Here is a 17,580-nt window from a genome sequence, read left to right on the forward strand (position 1 = left end):
CGAAAGCCTCGACCCATGACCAATCTTGACCCCTCGGCAAAGGCTCTTGTGCCGTTTGTATCAGTCGACAACATGATGAAGCTGATACACCATATCGGGCTTGAAACGATGCTGGTCGGGCTTAGTGATTACATAGAAGCCGATTTTCGCCGCTGGGAACTGTTTGACAAGACTCCCCGCGTGGCCAGCCATTCAGAGAAGGGTGTGATTGAATTGATGCCGACCTCTGATGGGGATGTCTATGGCTTCAAGTACGTAAACGGCCACCCGTCGAACACCGCCGAAGGCTTGCAGACCGTGACTGCCTTCGGGCTGCTGGCGGATGTCGCGAACGGCTATCCGGTATTGCTGTCCGAGATGACGATCCTTACGGCACTGCGAACGGCAGCGACGTCGGCCATGGTCGCGCGGTTGCTGGCACCCAAGGACGCGCATGTGATGGCGATGATCGGCAACGGGGCGCAGTCGGAGTTTCAGACGCTGGCGATGAAGGCCATTGTCGGTATAGACGAGGTGCGGCTTTACGACATCGACCCGGCAGCGACGGCCAAATGCGCGGCAAACCTTGCCGGTCAGGGCATAAAGGTAGTGGTTTGTGACGCGGCCGAAGACGCGATGCTGGGTGCGCAGATCGTCACCACCTGCACCGCGGACAAGCAATATGCGACGATCCTGACCGACAATATGGTTGGCAGCGGCATTCACATCAACGCCATTGGCGGCGACTGCCCCGGCAAGACGGAACTGGCACCTGCAATCCTGCGCCGTGCAGGTATCTTTGTGGAATATCCAGAACAAACACGGATTGAAGGAGAAATTCAGCAGCTTCCAGCAGACCACCCGGTGACCGAAATCTGGCAGGTGTTGACCGGGCTGGCCAAGGGGCGCACCGACGCCAAGCAAATCACGCTGTTTGACAGTGTCGGTTTCGCGATCGAAGATTTTTCGGCATTGCGATATGTACGTGACCAAATAAAGGCCACCGGCCTGTTTGCCCCGCTGGATCTGTTGGCCGACCCCGAAGATCCGCGTGACCTTTTCGGCATGTTGCAACGCGCCCGCTAGGCGTTTCGGGCGGCGGTCACATCATGCAGGTAGAGCCAGTTAAAGGCGCTGATCATGGTGCCTGGCGCGACTGTGCTTGCAACACGCAACCCAAGATGAGCCGCGCTGCGGGCAATGCCCGGATGCAGGTGATAACGCTTTGCATTTCCCGCCGCGGTCTTGATCACGCGGGACACTCGGGCGTGACGGGCGGACTGATATTTGCGCAAGGCTTGATCAGCAGGCAGGGTATCAACCAATTTTGCCAGAACCCATGCATCCTCCAGCGCGAGGTTTGCCCCCTGCGCCAGGAATGGCAGCGTCGGGTGGGCTGCATCGCCCAACAGGACCACACCGTTTTCATGCCATACGTCGGCGACGGGGTGCAGGTGCAACCCCCACAAGGTGCAACGATCAACCGCGTTGATCATGTCGCCCGCCCGCCCGCCGAACGACGAAAATGCCGCGCGCAGGTTGGCGGGGTCATCGGCGATGCTCCAGCCTTCTGGGGCCCACGCGGCGCGTTCTTCAACGGCAACCAAATTGATCAGCCGGCCCGCCCGCAAAGGGTAACTGACCAAATGGCGGCCTGGTCCCATCGTCACGTGCGCCTCTTTGGGGTGGCTGATCTCATTGGGGATGACGGCCCGCCACGCCACCTGCCCGGCAAACTGTCCCACGCTGTCAGGGTTCAATAGCAAACGGGTTTTTGAATGCAATCCGCTGGCATCCACGATCAGTTCTGCGCGGCGCAAGGACCCGTCCGCAAGACGAAGCTGCGCCGGTGAACCAGGCGTCACTGCAACGACTTCCGCACCCAGTTCGATCGACACATTGTTGCGTCTTGCGGCATCATACAGCGTGTCGATCAGATCGGCACGATGCACGAAATAATAAGGACGATCCGCGGATCCCCGCAGCAAATCGATTCGCGCCACCTGGCGACCCGCCTTGTAGTCCTGAAGCACGACCGCCTGACCCCGCACAGCGGCCCGTTCGGTCAACTTCGCTTCAAGGCCCAAGGCTTGCAGCACGGCCAGGCCGTTGGGGCTTATTTGAAGACCCGCACCGATATCGGTTATTTCAGCGGCTTTTTCAACCAATGTGACGGCAATACCGCGTTTTGCCAATGCAGCGGCAACGGACAGACCCCCTATCCCGGCACCTATAACAATGGCGTTGCTGATTGACATTGTGTCTCCGAATGCACCCGACAAACGCGGGCCTCCAGCAAAAAACGTCATGGCTTTCACCATGACGTTTCGAATTTTTCTAGCTGACTGAACGCTTAGTCATCGCGGTGAACTTTTTCGCGCCGTTCATGACGCTCTTGCGCCTCAAGGCTCATCGTAGCGATAGGACGTGCATCCAGACGCTTGAGCGAAATGGGGTCGCCAGTAACCGAGCAATATCCGAATTCGCCATCGTCGATCCGACGCAAAGCAGCTTCGATCTTGCTGACCAGCTTGCGTGCGCGATCACGGGTCCGCAATTCAAGTGCACGGTCGGTTTCTTCCGAGGCGCGGTCGTTCACGTCGGGGATGTTGCGGGTACCGTCCTGTAGGCCTTCGATGGTGTCGCGGCTGCCCGCCAGCAGCTCGGCCTTCCAGTTAAGCAACTTGCGTCTAAAATATTCAACCTGCCGTTCGTTCATGAACGGCTCGTCTTCGGCGGGACGATATTCGTCCGTTACAAAAACTTCCTGCTTCATAGTGTTCCCCATAGCGGTCTTCAATCCAGTCGTTGAGGCCCGTCTTACGACTGCTCTCCCTGTGCAGGCATCTAACGCAGCGTTCAAAGATTGTCACTACACAATGCTAAGGAATGTTGCTTTAACGGCTCGAAAGAGCGCGTTGAAAAAGGTTGATAACAAGATGAAATTCCAAAGTACTGATAATTATGTCGCGACCGATGACCTCATTATAGCCGTGAATGCGGCGGTCACGCTGGAACGACCTCTGCTTGTAAAGGGTGAACCGGGCACAGGTAAAACGGAACTTGCACGACAAATATCAGCAGCGCTCGGTTTGCCGATGATCGAATGGAATATCAAATCGACCACCCGCGCCCAGCAAGGGCTGTATGAATACGACGCGGTCAGCCGATTGCGTGACAGCCAGTTGGGCGAAGAACGGGTGCACGACGTCAAGAACTATATTCGCAAGGGCAAGATGTGGCAGGCGTTCGAGGCGGAAGGCAAGACCGTCTTGCTGATTGACGAAATCGACAAGGCCGACATCGAATTTCCCAACGATCTTTTGCAAGAGCTCGATAAGATGGAGTTTTTCGTCTACGAGACCGGCGAAACGATCAAGGCCGTCAATCGCCCTATCGTGATCATTACCTCCAACAATGAAAAAGAACTGCCCGACGCTTTCCTGCGCCGGTGTTTTTTCCACTATATCCAGTTCCCCGACATGGAAACCCTTCGCAAGATTGTCGAGGTTCATCATCCGGGCATCAAGGAATCCCTGTTGTCCACAGCGCTGACACAGTTTTACGAAATTCGCGATCAACAGGGTCTGAAAAAGAAACCCTCAACCTCCGAGGTGCTCGATTGGTTGAAATTGCTGTTGGCCGAAGACATGGATGCGGCAGATCTGAAGAAAGACGGCAAAAGCGCGTTACCAAAGCTGCACGGCGCATTGTTGAAAAACGAGCAGGACGTGCACCTGTTCGAACGCCTGGCGTTCATGGCCCGTGCTCAAAAGTGACTGCGCCCTAACCTTTGCGCCACAATATTCATGTACTGAAAACCAGCTCAACCTCGCTTGCAGTTCACGGCATTTCTATTGTGGCGTACGCGTCACGCGGAACACATGCATGCCTTATTCGTTAATATTTTTCTCTCTTTTGACATTGTTGCTCCCTAGAATGACCGTGATGAGAGGCGACAACCAGCCTGTAATCAGCTCAAAAGGGCAGTCAGGCAGATGATGAACACGATTTGGGCACTGTTTGTGCGTAGAGCACCTCATAAATATTCGAAACTGTGCCAAACTCCATCTCGACTGCATGTCAGGGCCGGATCATGAAAGGGAGCTTTCTTTTTCCGCTGATCTTGGCTGTAAATGCCTGTGTGCCTGCTTCCCAGCCCGGGGTTGTCACCCGGGCGGCGATGGAACCCTCGATTTCGTCGCTTCCCCCGATGAAAAGTTTCGGCGCACACAGCCCCACGACAGTACCAAAATCCAACAACGATCTGTCGCTTGATTTCATCGAACTGGCGTTCCGGATGGAAAGCGGCAAGGATCTGAGCGTGCTCACCCGCTTTGAAGGGCCGGTCAGCATCAGGGTTACCGGTGCCCCGCCGCCGACTCTCAGGCCGGACCTTTCCCGTCTTATCAACCGGTTGCGGACCGAAGCTGGTGTAGATATCAGCCCGACCGACGCGCCCGGTGCGAATATTACCGTCGAAGCGGTGAGCCGGTCGAAAATCCGCAACGTGTTGCCACAAGCCGCCTGCTTTGTCGCCCCCAACGTCGGAAGCCTGGATGAATATAAAAGAGCGCGACGCTCGCCGCAAACCAACTGGTCATTGATGACCACGCGAACGCGAGTGGCGATTTTTGTGCCAAATGACGCCAGCCCCCAAGAAGTTCGAGACTGCCTTCACGAAGAAATCGCCCAAGCGCTCGGACCGCTCAACGACCTGTACCGGTTACCGGATTCCGTGTTCAATGACGACAATGTCCACACTGTCTTGACCGGTTTCGACATGATGATTTTGCGCGCCTTTTACGACCCCGCGCTCAAGTCGGGGATGTCACGCGGCCAGGTCGCCAACGCGTTGCCCGGAATTTTCGCCCGAATCAATCCCGGCGGAACATCGACACGGCCGCGTTTCGCAACCCGCACCCCGCGTGAATGGAACGCTGCGGTCCAAGGCGCGTTGGGGCCGGGGCGCACAGATGGGCAACGCCAGGACGCCGCCTATAGCGCCATCAAGATTGCGCAAAGCCTGGGCTGGCAGGATCACCGTCGCGCCTTTGCGCATTACGCGATGGGTCGTGCCCTCCAAAGCGGGGACGCCGAAGCGGCACACAAGCAATACCTTATGGCTGACCTGTTTTATTCCCGCAATCCCGGTACCGATTTGCACCGCGCGTACGTTGCCACCCAACTTGCGGCATATGCTATCTCCAAGGCCGACGGGGCCGAAGCGTTGCGCATTATCGGCCCGCACATCGAAACCGCACGCTACCGCGAAAACGCGGCTCTGCTCAGCACACTGTTACTGCTGCGCGCCGAAGCGCTTGAACTGGAAAATCGCGCGGCGGAAGCTAAATTGGTGAGGGTGGACAGTCTTGGCTGGGCACGATACGGATTTGGTTCTGATTGGGCTGTGCGGGCCAAAATGCGCGAGATCGCGTCACTGAACCCGCTGAAATAGCAAGTAAAGCGGGCTAAAATGATTGTACTACTCTTCGCTATCGTCGGTGCATTGCTGGGGGGATATACCGCCCGCAAAAGAAACGGTAACCGCAAGGATATTGCGCAATATGCGGCAGGATATGCGATGGCATTTATCATCGTCGGTATGATCCTCACGGTAATCGTACACCGAACCCTCGCCGGGGCCTGATCGATGTTCCTACCGTTCTTTGAACAGCTGCGTCGTCACAAAGTGCCCGTTAGCATGCGCGAATTTCTCGCCTTTCTTGACGGAATGGCGGCCGGATTGGCAACCTATGATATCGATGCATTCTATTATCTCGCGCGCATCAGCATGGTCAAAGACGAACGCAATATCGATAAGTTCGATCAGGCCTTCGCGGCGGCGTTCAAGGGGCTGGAAAATATTTCCGTCGATGATGTCCTCGAAGCGGTTGATATCCCGCACGACTGGCTCGAGAAAATGGCGGAAAAACACCTCAGCCCCGAAGAAAAAGCCGAAATCGAAGCCGCCGGCGGCTTTGACAAGCTGATGGATACCTTGCGAAAACGTCTTGAAGAACAGAAAAAACGCCACCAGGGCGGGAACAAATGGATCGGGACAGCAGGCACGTCACCCTTCGGTGCCTACGGGTACAACCCCGAAGGGGTGCGCGTCGGCCAAGATAAGTCGCGCCACCAACGGGCCGTCAAGGTGTGGGACAAGCGCGAATTCAAGAACCTTGATGACACGGTCGAACTTGGCACGCGCAATATCAAGGTTGCCTTGAAACGCCTGCGCCGTTGGGCGCGCGATGGCGCAGATGACGAACTTGACCTAAGCGGTACCATCCGGGCAACCGCTGAACACGGGTATCTCGATGTCAAGACCCGCCCCGAGCGCCGCAATGCGGTGAAAGTGCTGTTGTTCCTTGACGTTGGCGGATCAATGGACCCCCACATCAAGACCGTCGAAGAGCTTTTCAGCGCAGCAAAAGCTGAATTCAAACACCTTGAATATTTCTATTTTCATAATTGCCTCTACGAAGGCGTTTGGCGCGACAACCGCAGACGCTGGGCCGAACAACAAAGTACGCTGGACGTGCTGCGCACCTATGGCCCTGATTACAAATGCATTTTTGTGGGGGATGCGTCCATGTCTCCCTACGAGATCGCCTACCCCGGCGGGGCCAGTGAACATTGGAACCCCGAAGCGGGGTCGGTCTGGTTGACCCGTGCCCGCGAACAGTGGAACAGCAGCCTGTGGATCAATCCAATCCCCGAAAAATATTGGCCCTACACCCAATCCATCAAAATGGTTCAGGAAATCTTCGGTAACGACGCGATGGTGCCGATGACCCTCGAAGGTTTAAGCCGCGGAATGAAGGCTCTTACCCGCTAGCCATAACAGGTACCCCGTCTGACACCGCCGTTCCACGCATGCCTACACCGTCTTGCGCCACTTCTTTCGTGACGGCATTCACCCTTTTTCAAATACTCATCTTCCCTTGTCCTCAGGCCGGTCACCCCCGATATTGATGTGATGATACGTTTCCTCCCCATCCTGCTCGCCGTGTTATATGGGCTTGCAATGTATCGGTTTTCCGCATGGCGAACCGCCAAGGAGCTCGACCGCAAATCCACCGAACTGATAGACCCTGCCCTGCGGGAGATGAGCATGCGCATGGCGCGGGCGCTCGATATTCCCCGTATCAAGGTGCATATCTACGAGGTCGCCCCGGTCAACGGTCTGGCCGCGCCGGATGGACGGATTTTCATAACCCGTGGGTTTTATAACCAGTTCAAGGCTGGTGCGGTCACCGCCGAAGAGCTCGCCAGTGTCATCGCGCACGAGCTTGGACATGTCGCTTTGGGTCATTCTCGACGGCGGATGATAGACTTCTCGGGTCAGAATGCGATGCGCGCGGCACTGGGGATGGTGTTGGGCAGATTGATCCCCGGTATTGGCATATGGTTGGCGAACATGGTCACCACGATGCTTGCGGCGCGGCTTTCACGGGGCGACGAATACGAGGCAGACGCCTACGCCGCCGCACTGCTGACCAAGGCGGGGATCGGGGTCAGACCGCAGATATCGCTGTTCGAAAAGCTCGAAGCGCTGACCCAAAGCAACCATGGGACCGTGCCAGCATGGCTGATGAGCCATCCGAAGACCCAAGATCGGATCACCGCCCTGAAAGTATTGCAGAACCGCTGGGACAGCTAAGACAGCGCCTTTGCCAATCTGGGCATCCGCGCCTTTTTCAGCAGCGCGCGCGGGGTCCAGTCCTCGCCTGACAGTCGGTGCGCTTGGGCCGTGACGTCATTTGCCACCTGTTCGACGATTGTGCGATCTTTCAACCACAACGCATAGAGGTATCCGTCGGGGTCAATACGTTCCAATCCCTCTTCCGCCAGGGTATGTCTTGGAAAATCTTTTTTGTTCAGGGTCATGATCATATCGGCGCTGCCGCTTATCGCCGCCGCCAGCACATGAATGTCGTTTTCGTCCGGCAGGTACAGTCGCTGTTCCAGACCACTCCGAGGTTGAATTTCAGACTTTGGCCAGCCAGAACGAAGCAACGCGATTTCGGCACGGGCCCAGGTCTCTCCCTCGGGGCCGATCTTGATCGCGGCACGGGCCCATTCTTCTAAAATGCGGGGCGACCACAATGGGGTGAATGCGCCTTTGCCAGCCACCCCGATCAACATTTCGCGCATGACGGTCGGGTATAGCACACACGCATCAAGCAGAATGCGCCCCGGCATCAGAGACGAAAGAACAACGACTTGAGGTATCCGGTCTCGGCAAGCTGTGGAAGCTGTGGGTGATCGGGACCGGCAAACCCGGTGTGAAGCATCGCGGCGCGACGGCCTGCCCGACCTATGCCGCGCACCGAAGCGGTCCGAAACTGGGTCAGATCCACCGCATGCGAACAAGAGCACAACGCAAGAATGCCGTTTTCCGCGACCAACGGCGCAGCAAGTCGCGCGACCCTTTCATAGGCCCTCAGACCCGCGTCCAGGGCTGGCTTGCCCGGTGCAAACGCGGGAGGGTCGCAGATCACGACATCAAATTCGGCCCCTTCGGACCGCAACGCGGTCAGAACATCGAAGGCGTCGCCTTGGCGGGTGTCAAACCGGTCGCCGACCCCCATGGCATCGGCACCCTGCTGGGCCAACTCCAGCGCCGGAGCCGATCCATCCACAGCCAGTGCGGATGCCGCATCGTTTGCCAGGGCGGCCAGGGAAAAGCCGCCGACATGGGCGAAAACGTCCAGGACGCGTTTGCCTTTGGAAAGCTGCGCGGCGAACGCGTGGTTCGGGCGTTGGTCATAGAAGATTCCGGTTTTCTGCCCCCCGGTCAGATCAGCCATGTAGATAGCGCCGTTCATGCGCACCGGGACCGCCACCTTGGGTGCTTCTCCATGCAAGACGCCGCTTACATCGTCCAACCCTTCCAGCGCCCGGGTGCGACCGGCGGCATTTTTCAGTACGTTTTTCACGCCGGTCTGTTCAATCAGCGCTGCCGTCAGCGTATCAAGATGAACGTCGGCCCAGGCTGCGTTTGCCTGAATCACTGCCGTATCTCCGAACCGGTCAATCACCACTCCAGGCAATCCATCGGCTTCAGCGTGGATCAACCGATAATACGGCGCATCATACAGTTGATCACGAAGCTGGAAAGCCCGGTTGATATGGCCTTCAAACCAGCTCTGGTTCACCTCAGCCTCGGCGTTCTGGTCGAGCATCCGACAAAATATCTTTGAAAGCGGGTTAACCGCGACGATACCCATCACCTGGCGTGCGCTATCTTCCAGTACCGCAAGAGTACCGGGGGCCAATGCCTTGGTGCGTCGATCGACAACCATCTCATTGGCATAGACCCAAGGGAACCCATGACGGATGGCGCGCGCATTGGCTTTGGGCAGCAGGCGAACCACTGGCAAGTTATTCGGATCGGGTGAGGCGGTGGGGGAAAGAGGCGTTGTCATACTGACCCTGTAGTGGGTTCCGCTGTCTGGGGAAAGCTCAGAGTGTGACTTTTTCAAAAACCCGCCCTGACTGGCGGATAGCTGCTTTGCGGTCCGACTTTGCGTTACCGGCTCCGTTCGCAAGCGTGGGCTTGCTTACCTGCCTTCGACCCAAGTCTCGTGCTGGTCTGCGATCCCGGGTATCGCCCAACGACCCCGCATCGCTACCAGGCGTCAGGTCAGGAGAGTTCACCGGGCCAAGTTCGCGCCGACCGGCGAAAGGTTCGGAGCGTCCTCGAAACCGAACGCCACCATACTGAAGCTTGATCGATCGACCAGACCGTTATCATTGTTGAATTCTGCCGCGGCGCAGCCAGAAGCCAATGCGCCCAAGACCAAAACAAAAATTAGTTTAGATGTTTTCATCGTTCTCTCCCTGTGCAGGATTGTCAGCGTTTGATTAACAATACCGGTTTTGACGCAAGATTAAGGCGGCATTTGGGCAAGAGAGTTTCACCGCCAAGGCATCATCAGGGAAATTTTGCACGCTATGGTCATAATTCAGTTTCTTTGACGGCTTTTCCAGCCGCCACGCCTGCGGGGAGCGGCGATGCTGACCAGCCCTTCTTCCAGAACCTCTGTCATCGGGTGATCGGGTGCGTTCGTACCATACTGCGCCAACATGTGACGGATGGTGCGGCCGGTTTCGGTCTCGAGCGGCAGGCTCAACGCCCAATCCAGAAATATCGTGCGGCATTCAGATTTGGTGATGCCTTCGATTTGATAGGATTCAAAGATCAGCCCTTTCGGGTCGTGCGCGTCGCCCTTGTTCATTGCTCGCTCTTTTCAGGATCAACCGCATAGGCTGCCAAACTGCTGTTTATGATATCGGCGGCTTGGCTATAGGTCTGTTCCAGATCCGCCTCCAACACGTCGAGATCGTTACAATTCAGCGCACGTGCCAGAAACGCAGCCCCCGCTTGCCCCAATGCATCACGTTGCAAGATCGCAGGCGACAACAGCCGTGTGGCCGACAGCAGGGACCAATAGGTGGCGTAAGCGTTTTTTAGCGTTTCTGCTTGTTGTACCGTTATCACACCGTTGGCGGCAGCGGCGTCCAGACCCTGCGTGAGGTTCCACGCGCCGATCCCCGACAACAGCGCCCCACCCTGTGCCAAAAGTTCGATATCCTGCATGCCGCCGGGTCCGTTCTTTGCATCCCAGATCCCACCTGCCCCCTTGGCTGCCGCAAGCCGCGTGCGCATATCCGCGACTTGGTGCAAAACCTGAAATCGGTCACGCGGCTGGCGCAGTATCTGTTCGCACAAAGCGCTGACGTCCTGCATCAAATCCTCGGGGCCCACAACGGGGTCGGCACGGGTCAACGCCAGGTGTTCCCAAACCCACGCCTGTTCCTTCTGGTAGGTTTCAAAGCTTGCCAGACTGGTTGCGACCGGCCCCTGATTGCCGGACGGGCGCAGGCGCATATCGACTTCGTAAAGCTTCCCATGCGCCATCGGCGCTTTCATCGCGGTGATCATTGCTTGCGTTAGTCGCGCGTAATACTGACGCGTTGCCAACGGGCGTTTTCCGTCAGAATTTTCCACGCCGTCCGGATCATATATCACGATCATGTCAAGATCCGACGTCGCGGTCAGCCTGCGTGCACCAAGCGACCCCATACCAAGCAGAACCGCACCGCGCCCCGGAGGCGGTCCGTGGCGGCCCGAGAATTCCGCGATCACGATCGGCCACAATGCGCGCAGCACTGCCCTTGCAAGATCTGCATATTGTGTGCCGGTCGTGGGAGCACCGATCAACCCACGCAGATGGTGCACGCCGACCCTGAAATGCCATTCTCGCGCCCATCTGCGGCAGGTATCAAGGCGGGCTTCGTAATCGCCTTCGGCCTCCAGCACCTCGGACAGGTTTTGCGCCAGTGCCTCCTCTCCGGGCCAATCGCTGAAGAAGTCGCCGCCGATCACCGCATCGAAGACGCCGGCGTTACGTGACAGATGCGCCGCCAAAGCGGGCGATGTACTTACGATGTCGATCAGCAGGTCAGCCAGTTGCGGGTTGATCTTGAGCAGGGAAAACAACTGAACCCCGGCGGGCAAGCCGCCCAGGAAACCATCGAAAGCCAGCAAGGCCTCGGCCGGTTTGGTCGCCTGCGACAGCCGCGACAACAAGCCGGGCTTCAGTTCGGCAAAAAGTTCGGCCGCGCGGGGGCTACGCAGTGCGGGATAGCTAAGCCAACGGTCAAGAACCGCGCTATCAAAGGTCGATTCGTCCGGTTTTACCTTTGGTGTGTGCTGGCCCGAACCGGCGAAAAAGCCTTCGGTCAGATGGTGTACTTCGCTTAGTCTGCTGTGCAGATCGCTGCGCAGATCAGACACATCCATGTCCATCATCGCCGCCAATCGGCCAAAGCCTTCGTCGGTCTGCGGCAATGTATGGGTCTGCGCATCACGTACCATCTGGACACGGTGTTCGACGGTTCGATGGGCCCGATAGTGATCGGTCAAGGTGGCGGCCACATCATCCGGGACCCAGTTTTTTTGCGCCAGAATAGCCATGCTTTCACAGGTTCCGCGCAGTCTGAGTTCCGGGTCGCGCCCCCCCGATATCAATTGACGGGTTTGCGTGAAAAATTCGATCTCGCGGATGCCGCCACGGCCCAGCTTCATATTGTGTCCGGCCAGCGTTATGGGACCGCCAAGCCCCTTGTGTTCGCGAATGGCAAGCCGCATGTCATGGGCATCCTGAATCGCCGCGAAGTCCAGATGTCGCCGCCATACGAAAGGACGCAATGCCGTCAGAAACCGGTCTCCGGCATCGATATCGCCGGCCGCGGGGCGCGCCTTGATATAGGCCGCTCTCTCCCACGTGCGCCCGAGACTTTCATAATAACGCTCTGCCGCTTCCATCGCCATGCAAACCGGCGTGACCGCAGGATCGGGACGCAGCCGAAGATCGGTGCGGAACACATAACCGTCCCCGGTCAGGTCATTCAGCAGCCCGCTCATCGCGCGGGTCGCACGGACAAAGGCGGTGCGGGCATCATGAAAGTCGGATGGATCAAACCGGCTTTCATCGAACAGGCAAATCAGGTCGATATCAGAAGAGTAGTTCAGCTCTGCCGCGCCCATCTTGCCCATTGCCAGCACCGTCATGCCTGCCCCGCTTTCGGCATCAATCTCTGACATGCCCGGCAGTTTTCCGCGTTTGATCTGGGTGCGAAGCGCCGAGGTCAGCGCCGCACTGCAAGCAGCATCTGCAAGCCTTGTCAAAATACCGGTAACCTGTTCAAGCGGCCACGCGCCGGCGAGATCGGCCAGGCCCGTCATCAATGCCACGCGCCGCTTGGCTTGGCGCAACTGCTGCGCCAGCTGGTCCGGGGGGACTTCTGCCAGGCGGGAAATCACTGTATGAACCGCCGCTTCAGGGTCGGTGAAGGCCGCCGCACACCAGTCGGTTTCCTTTTGCATGAGACCAAGCAGGTACGGGGACGTCGACCCGGCCCCCGCGACCAGTTCAGACACTTCCGGTGCCAGATCCGGGAACAGGGCCCGCGCATCCTGGGCCTGTTCAGACTGAAAGATGCGCGGCGTACGGGTCAGCTGGCTGGCGAGTGTTGTCATATCCCTAGCATTCGCTGGTAATAATGGGCAGGTCAATGGGGCTGTATGGGTGCGCGAACCCGTCCCGTAGCGAAAAACGCCTTTGTATGTAAAAAAGATTCACATAGGGCCTTGCAAAGCGTGTGACGAGTGATGATCTAGTTCAATGTGAAAGGCATTCACATTGCCACACACCGGACCGGCCCGCAGTGTTCTGGGCCATCACACTTTGACCGAAAGGTAACTTGATGTCACAAACCTATGCACCTGCTTTCGCCACTGGCCGCAACTGGCTGGGTCGCGCCGAAGACTTTCTGGACGCCCGCGGTAAAGCCGCTTGGATCGCCGCCATGGTCGTCGGTTTTATCGCCTTCTGGCCTGTTGGCCTCGCCCTTCTCGCTTACATGATCTGGAGCAAACGCATGTTTAAATCTTCATCCTGTGCCAAACGCAGCACCGCCCGCAACTTTGGCAGCCGTTCGACAGGCAACGCGGCGTTTGACGCCTACAAAGCCGACACCCTGGCGCGCCTGGAAGAGGAACAAAGCAACTTTGAAGCGTTTCTAGCCCGGCTGCGCGAAGCCAAGGACAAAGCCGAGTTTGACCAGTTCATGGCCGAACGCACACCAAAAGAACAGGACGCGCAAACATCCTGAACGACCTGAACAGCCTTCGCCCCCCGACTATCCGGGGGGCGCAACCAACCTATGATGCAGGAAACAAGATGACACTGACGCCAGATCCTGACAGCCAGCCGGAATTTTACAGTGGCATCCCTACCAAGCGTTTGCTGGCTTGGGTGGTCGATGCTGTGTTGATACTGGTGGCAAGCCTTGTCGTGCTACCGTTCACAGCCTTCACCGCTCTTTTTTACTTCCCGGTCCTTCTTCTTATGATCGGTTTTTTGTATCGTTTCATCACCCTGTCGAGAGGTTCCGCCACCTGGGGCATGCGCCTGATGGGGATGGAGCTTCGTACTTCGAGAGACGAGAAATTCGACACCGCAACCGCGTTCGCCCATACACTGGGCTACACAGTAAGCGTAGGAATGATGCCGCTTCAGCTTATTTCGGTGGTTTTGATGGGTACCACCGCGCGGAACCAAGGGTTAAGTGACCTGATCCTGGGAACTGTCCCCTTGAACTGTCGCCGCGAAAACTAACTAAAGTCAAAAGTTGGGCTTGGCGTATTTTTCCGCTATTGTTAGTCTTGCCCAAGCAACGACGGATCATCATGCGCCATACTCTTCCCATAGCCCCACAATTCTATGTGACAGCCCCCCAACCCTGCCCCTATCTCGAGGGGCGGATGGAGAGAAAGCTGTTTACGGCTTTGCAGGGCGAAGCTGCCACAAGATTGAACGACAGCCTGTCAGGCCAGGGCTTTAGACGATCGCAAAATGTGCTGTATCGCCCGTCCTGCGCCGATTGTTCGGCGTGTTTGTCTGCGCGCATAAACGTGGCTGACTTTGTCGCCAGCAAAAGCCAGAAACGTACGATCAAGCGCAATAGTGGTCTGTTGCGCCGGGCGACGTCGCCCTGGGCCACCGAAGACCAATATGAACTGTTCCGGCGCTATCTGGATAGCCGTCACGCCGATGGCGGCATGGCAGACATGGATGTCTTCGAATTCGCCGCGATGATCGAAGAAACCCCGATCCGCAGTCGCGTCATCGAATATTCAGATGCCAAAACCAAAGATCTGATAGGCGTTTGCCTTACGGACGTGTTGGGCGACGGTGTTAGTATGGTTTATTCATTCTACACCCCCGACCGCCCGCAAAATGGCCTGGGGAATTATATCATCCTCGACCATATCGAAATCGCCCGAAACGCGGGGTTACCGTATGTCTATCTTGGCTATTGGGTGCCGGGCAGCCAGAAAATGGGATACAAGGCCAAATTCTCGGGGCTTGAGGTGTATATTGGTGGATCTTGGCAAAAGGTTCGCAGCCCAAACGCGTTTTCGACGGACGATCATCCCTTGAACACGGCGCCCATTGCCGAACAGGTGGCCAACATCGCACTGCCTGATCTAAGTCAAAGCAACCACTGACCCTGTGTAGGTCGCTCCAGCGCTGGCTGGCTGGCTTTCCGAGAGGCCAGCCGCGTGGCGATCACAACTCTTTATTTTGATCCATGAACGTAACAAGGGCACCCCCAGGGGTGCCCTTGTGCATGATACGTGTCGAACCGTGCCGGAAGCTAGTTGGGGATCAGGTCCGGCACAATCGTGACGATGGCCGGAAACATCCACAGCAGGGCCAGCGCACCGACCTGGATCAACACAAACGGGATGATACCACGGTAAATATGCGCGGTGGTCACGCTCGCCGGGGCCACCCCGCGCAGGTAGAACAGCGCAAAGCCAAACGGCGGTGTCAGGAAAGACGTCTGCAAGTTCACCGCGATCATGATGGTTACCCATTTGGGGTCGAATGTTCCGCCATAGATCACCGGTCCGACAATCGGAATGACGATGTAGATGATCTCGAGGAAGTCCAGAACAAAACCCAGAACAAAGAGCACCAGCATCACGATCAAGAAGACTGTCAGCTCGTTATCAAAACTTTTCAGCCACTGCTGGATGTAGTGTTCGCCGCCAAACGAGATCACCACCAGGTTCAGCAACTGCGAGCCGATCAGGATGGTGAACACCATCGACGTAACCTTGGCAGTTTCGCGGACCACCGGGCTAAGCACGCCGGACGTGTACAATATCCAGCACGAGAACAGCAGTCCGAACACGGCGTAGAGATATGCCCCATAGGCCACAAAGAATGCGAACCAGCTTTCAAAGCTCACACCTTCCTGGTTGATCCGAAGGTCAAAGTTGACCCCGACCAGGATGCTTATCAGGATCGCCAGGGTCGACCAGATGATGATCTTGGGCGAACGGTCCATGTCTTTCAACTTGCGATAGGCCGCCAGCATGATCGCCCCACCGGCACCAAGAGCCGCCGCCGGGGTCGGGTTGGTGATCCCACCCAAGATGGAACCAAGCACCGCAACGATGAGCACAAGCGGCGGGAACACCACCCGGATCAGTTCGTTGGTCGCGCAGCGTTTAAGGCCGTAAACCACACCATACATGATCGCCACAAACGGAAGCAGCATCAGCAAGACCAAAGTACCCGATGATGTCGTCGGACTGATCAGCACAATGTCTACCAAGACCGCAAGGACCAGTCCGATTGCACCAATAATCAGTGGCCGCGCGTCCGACGACGGCGATACGCCGCGCGCTGTCGTCAACACCAGTGCCAGCATCACCAGGATGATCGCCATACCCGTACCGATCGGGGCGGCTGCGGCGACCTTGTCGGCTTGCTTTTGTTCCAGCGCGGCTTCGGAAAGCTTTTCGCTGGCCTGCTGGCCACCCGCGGCCTCAATCGCGGCCTGCTCTGCTACTGCCGTGTCCCACGCGTCTTGCCCGTGCAGGTCAATCATCGCAGCCTTGCATTCATCACCGACATTCGTGCGCAGGCTCGCACCGGCACCGATGTCGCTAAAGCTTGAAACGACGGTGGATTGACTGCCGACAATGTTCAGGTTGCCCAGAACAATTGTCCCCACGATCAACAGGATCGGCAGGCCAAGCAACCAGGTAAAGCCTTCCCCGCGCGTGATGGGTTCGGCGTTCGTTGCCCCCATCGGAACAGCAGGCGCCTTTTCCGGATTCATCAAAGCATAGACAAAAGCGTAAAGTGCATAAAGCAGAGCCAGCATGATCCCAGGCAGCAATGCCGCTTGGAACAATGTCCCGACTGACACCACGGCTGGTTGACCAAGATACGTCAAAGCATCGGTACAACCCACTGAACTTGCTCGGGCTTCTTGCGCGGCGGAATAGAGATCGCCCGCCAATGTTCCAAGCAAAACGATCACGATCGATGGTGGAATGATCTGACCCAACGTGCCGGACGCCGCGATAACACCCGTCGCGATTTCAGGAGAGTAGTTATTGCGCAGCATCGTCGGCAGCGCCAGCAAACCCATTGTCACGACTGTTGCGCCGACAATCCCGGTCGAGGCGGCGAGAAACGCACCGACTACAACGATCGAAACGGCCAATCCGCCGGGCAGCGGCCCGAACACCCGCGCCATGGTGGTCAGCAGGTCATTCGCAATTTTCGACCGCTCCAGGGTAATGCCCATTAGCACGAACATCAAAACGGCCAGCAATGTCTCAATGGATTGGCCGGCAAGTACCCGTTCGTTCATCCTGTTGACGATAAAGCTTACGTTTCGATCCAACGCGACTTCCCACCCTTGTGGGAATACCGATTCAGCGATGCGTGGCAAGTCGGGATAGCGGAACACCGATACCGCATCATTTGGAACACCCGAATTCACCAAATCACGGTAAGCCTGTGATGACTGATCAATCGCCTGGTGCACCAACAAACCGGCGCTATCGAGCGCGGCGATGATACCGAAGGAAATGATACCAGCCCCGCCGATGGCAAAAGCCACCGGGAAGCCAGAAAGAATGCCGCCGAACAGACAGGCAAAAACAATTATCAGGCCAATTTCGACCCCGTCCAGACCAAGTAGCATGGGACGCCC

Annotated in this window: 17 protein-coding genes; 9 read left to right on the forward strand and 8 right to left on the reverse strand. The window is 57.2% G+C overall.

Annotation, left to right across the window (positions count from 1 at the left end):
* Positions 1-15: 15 nt before the first annotated feature.
* On the forward strand, positions 16-1,065 hold the full coding sequence (locus tag AC13DE_RS19885; protein WP_483048794.1) for an ornithine cyclodeaminase: 1,050 nt from the start codon (positions 16-18) through the stop codon (positions 1,063-1,065).
* Here AC13DE_RS19885 and AC13DE_RS19890 read toward each other — a convergent pair.
* Complete coding sequence (locus AC13DE_RS19890; RefSeq protein ID WP_483048861.1) at positions 1,062-2,237, reverse strand: FAD-dependent monooxygenase; 1,176 nt, start codon at positions 2,235-2,237, stop codon at positions 1,062-1,064. The two genes, AC13DE_RS19885 and AC13DE_RS19890, sit on opposite strands and share 4 nt — an antisense overlap.
* A gap of 95 nt (positions 2,238-2,332) precedes the next feature.
* Positions 2,333-2,755, reverse strand: a complete 423-nt coding sequence (dksA, locus tag AC13DE_RS19895; protein WP_446298311.1) for an RNA polymerase-binding protein DksA — start codon at positions 2,753-2,755, stop codon at positions 2,333-2,335.
* A 163-nt stretch (positions 2,756-2,918) separates the two neighbouring features.
* Here dksA and AC13DE_RS19900 point away from each other — a divergent pair, with 163 nt between their 5' ends.
* The 5 genes from AC13DE_RS19900 (at position 2,919) to AC13DE_RS19920 (ending at position 7,645) form a co-directional block, all read left to right on the forward strand.
* Positions 2,919-3,758: an AAA family ATPase gene (locus tag AC13DE_RS19900; protein ID WP_446314060.1), complete on the forward strand. Its 840-nt coding sequence runs from the start codon at positions 2,919-2,921 to the stop codon at positions 3,756-3,758.
* Between the two features lie 317 nt (positions 3,759-4,075).
* A complete protein-coding gene (locus tag AC13DE_RS19905) occupies positions 4,076-5,437 on the forward strand; it encodes a DUF2927 domain-containing protein (RefSeq protein WP_446298309.1) in 1,362 nt (453 codons plus the stop codon).
* An 18-nt stretch (positions 5,438-5,455) separates the two neighbouring features.
* A complete protein-coding gene (locus tag AC13DE_RS19910; protein WP_446298308.1) occupies positions 5,456-5,629 on the forward strand; it encodes an apolipoprotein acyltransferase in 174 nt (57 codons plus the stop codon).
* Positions 5,630-5,632: 3 nt separating this feature from the next.
* Positions 5,633-6,820: a vWA domain-containing protein gene (locus AC13DE_RS19915; protein ID WP_446314059.1), complete on the forward strand. Its 1,188-nt coding sequence runs from the start codon at positions 5,633-5,635 to the stop codon at positions 6,818-6,820.
* Between the two features lie 141 nt (positions 6,821-6,961).
* A complete protein-coding gene (locus AC13DE_RS19920) occupies positions 6,962-7,645 on the forward strand; it encodes a M48 family metalloprotease (protein WP_446298306.1) in 684 nt (227 codons plus the stop codon).
* On the opposite strand, the gene AC13DE_RS19925 is transcribed toward AC13DE_RS19920, so the two are convergent.
* The 5 genes from AC13DE_RS19925 to AC13DE_RS19945 form a co-directional block, all read right to left on the reverse strand.
* The gene (locus AC13DE_RS19925) at positions 7,642-8,187 is read right to left on the reverse strand and encodes an RSP_2648 family PIN domain-containing protein (RefSeq protein WP_446314058.1); all 546 of its coding nucleotides are present in this window, start codon (positions 8,185-8,187) and stop codon (positions 7,642-7,644) included. The genes AC13DE_RS19920 and AC13DE_RS19925 overlap by 4 nt on opposite strands.
* Positions 8,187-9,413: an RSP_2647 family RNA methyltransferase gene (locus AC13DE_RS19930; protein ID WP_483048795.1), complete on the reverse strand. Its 1,227-nt coding sequence runs from the start codon at positions 9,411-9,413 to the stop codon at positions 8,187-8,189. The genes AC13DE_RS19925 and AC13DE_RS19930 overlap by 1 nt, the downstream gene beginning before the upstream one ends.
* Positions 9,414-9,641: 228 nt before the next feature.
* Entirely contained in the window at positions 9,642-9,818 is a 177-nt protein-coding gene (locus AC13DE_RS19935) for a hypothetical protein (RefSeq protein ID WP_483048796.1), read from the reverse strand.
* A 135-nt stretch (positions 9,819-9,953) separates the two neighbouring features.
* The gene (locus AC13DE_RS19940) at positions 9,954-10,226 is read right to left on the reverse strand and encodes a hypothetical protein (protein ID WP_446298302.1); all 273 of its coding nucleotides are present in this window, start codon (positions 10,224-10,226) and stop codon (positions 9,954-9,956) included.
* Positions 10,223-13,033, reverse strand: coding sequence for a bifunctional [glutamine synthetase] adenylyltransferase/[glutamine synthetase]-adenylyl-L-tyrosine phosphorylase (locus AC13DE_RS19945; RefSeq protein WP_483048797.1), 2,811 nt, complete (start codon positions 13,031-13,033; stop codon positions 10,223-10,225). Before AC13DE_RS19945 ends, AC13DE_RS19940 begins: the two co-directional genes overlap by 4 nt.
* 227 nt (positions 13,034-13,260) lie before the next feature.
* On the opposite strand from AC13DE_RS19945, the gene AC13DE_RS19950 reads away from it, so the two are divergent.
* The 3 genes from AC13DE_RS19950 to AC13DE_RS19960 all read left to right on the forward strand — a co-directional run bounded on the left by AC13DE_RS19950 (position 13,261) and on the right by AC13DE_RS19960 (position 15,067).
* Positions 13,261-13,668 carry a DUF2852 domain-containing protein gene (locus AC13DE_RS19950; protein WP_483048798.1) on the forward strand — a complete coding sequence of 136 codons (408 nt, stop codon included), beginning with the start codon at positions 13,261-13,263 and terminating at the stop codon, positions 13,666-13,668.
* Positions 13,669-13,736: 68 nt separating this feature from the next.
* Positions 13,737-14,174 (forward strand): RDD family protein, encoded by a 438-nt coding sequence (locus tag AC13DE_RS19955; protein ID WP_446298299.1) that lies wholly within the window; start codon positions 13,737-13,739, stop codon positions 14,172-14,174.
* 71 nt (positions 14,175-14,245) lie between these two features.
* A complete protein-coding gene (locus AC13DE_RS19960; protein ID WP_446298298.1) occupies positions 14,246-15,067 on the forward strand; it encodes an arginyltransferase in 822 nt (273 codons plus the stop codon).
* Between the two features lie 149 nt (positions 15,068-15,216).
* On the opposite strand, the gene AC13DE_RS19965 is transcribed toward AC13DE_RS19960, so the two are convergent.
* Positions 15,217-17,571 (reverse strand): TRAP transporter large permease, encoded by a 2,355-nt coding sequence (locus AC13DE_RS19965; protein WP_483048799.1) that lies wholly within the window; start codon positions 17,569-17,571, stop codon positions 15,217-15,219.
* Positions 17,572-17,580 lie beyond the last annotated feature (9 nt).

The sequence above is a fragment of the Sulfitobacter sp. L-8 genome (genome assembly GCF_056859255.1).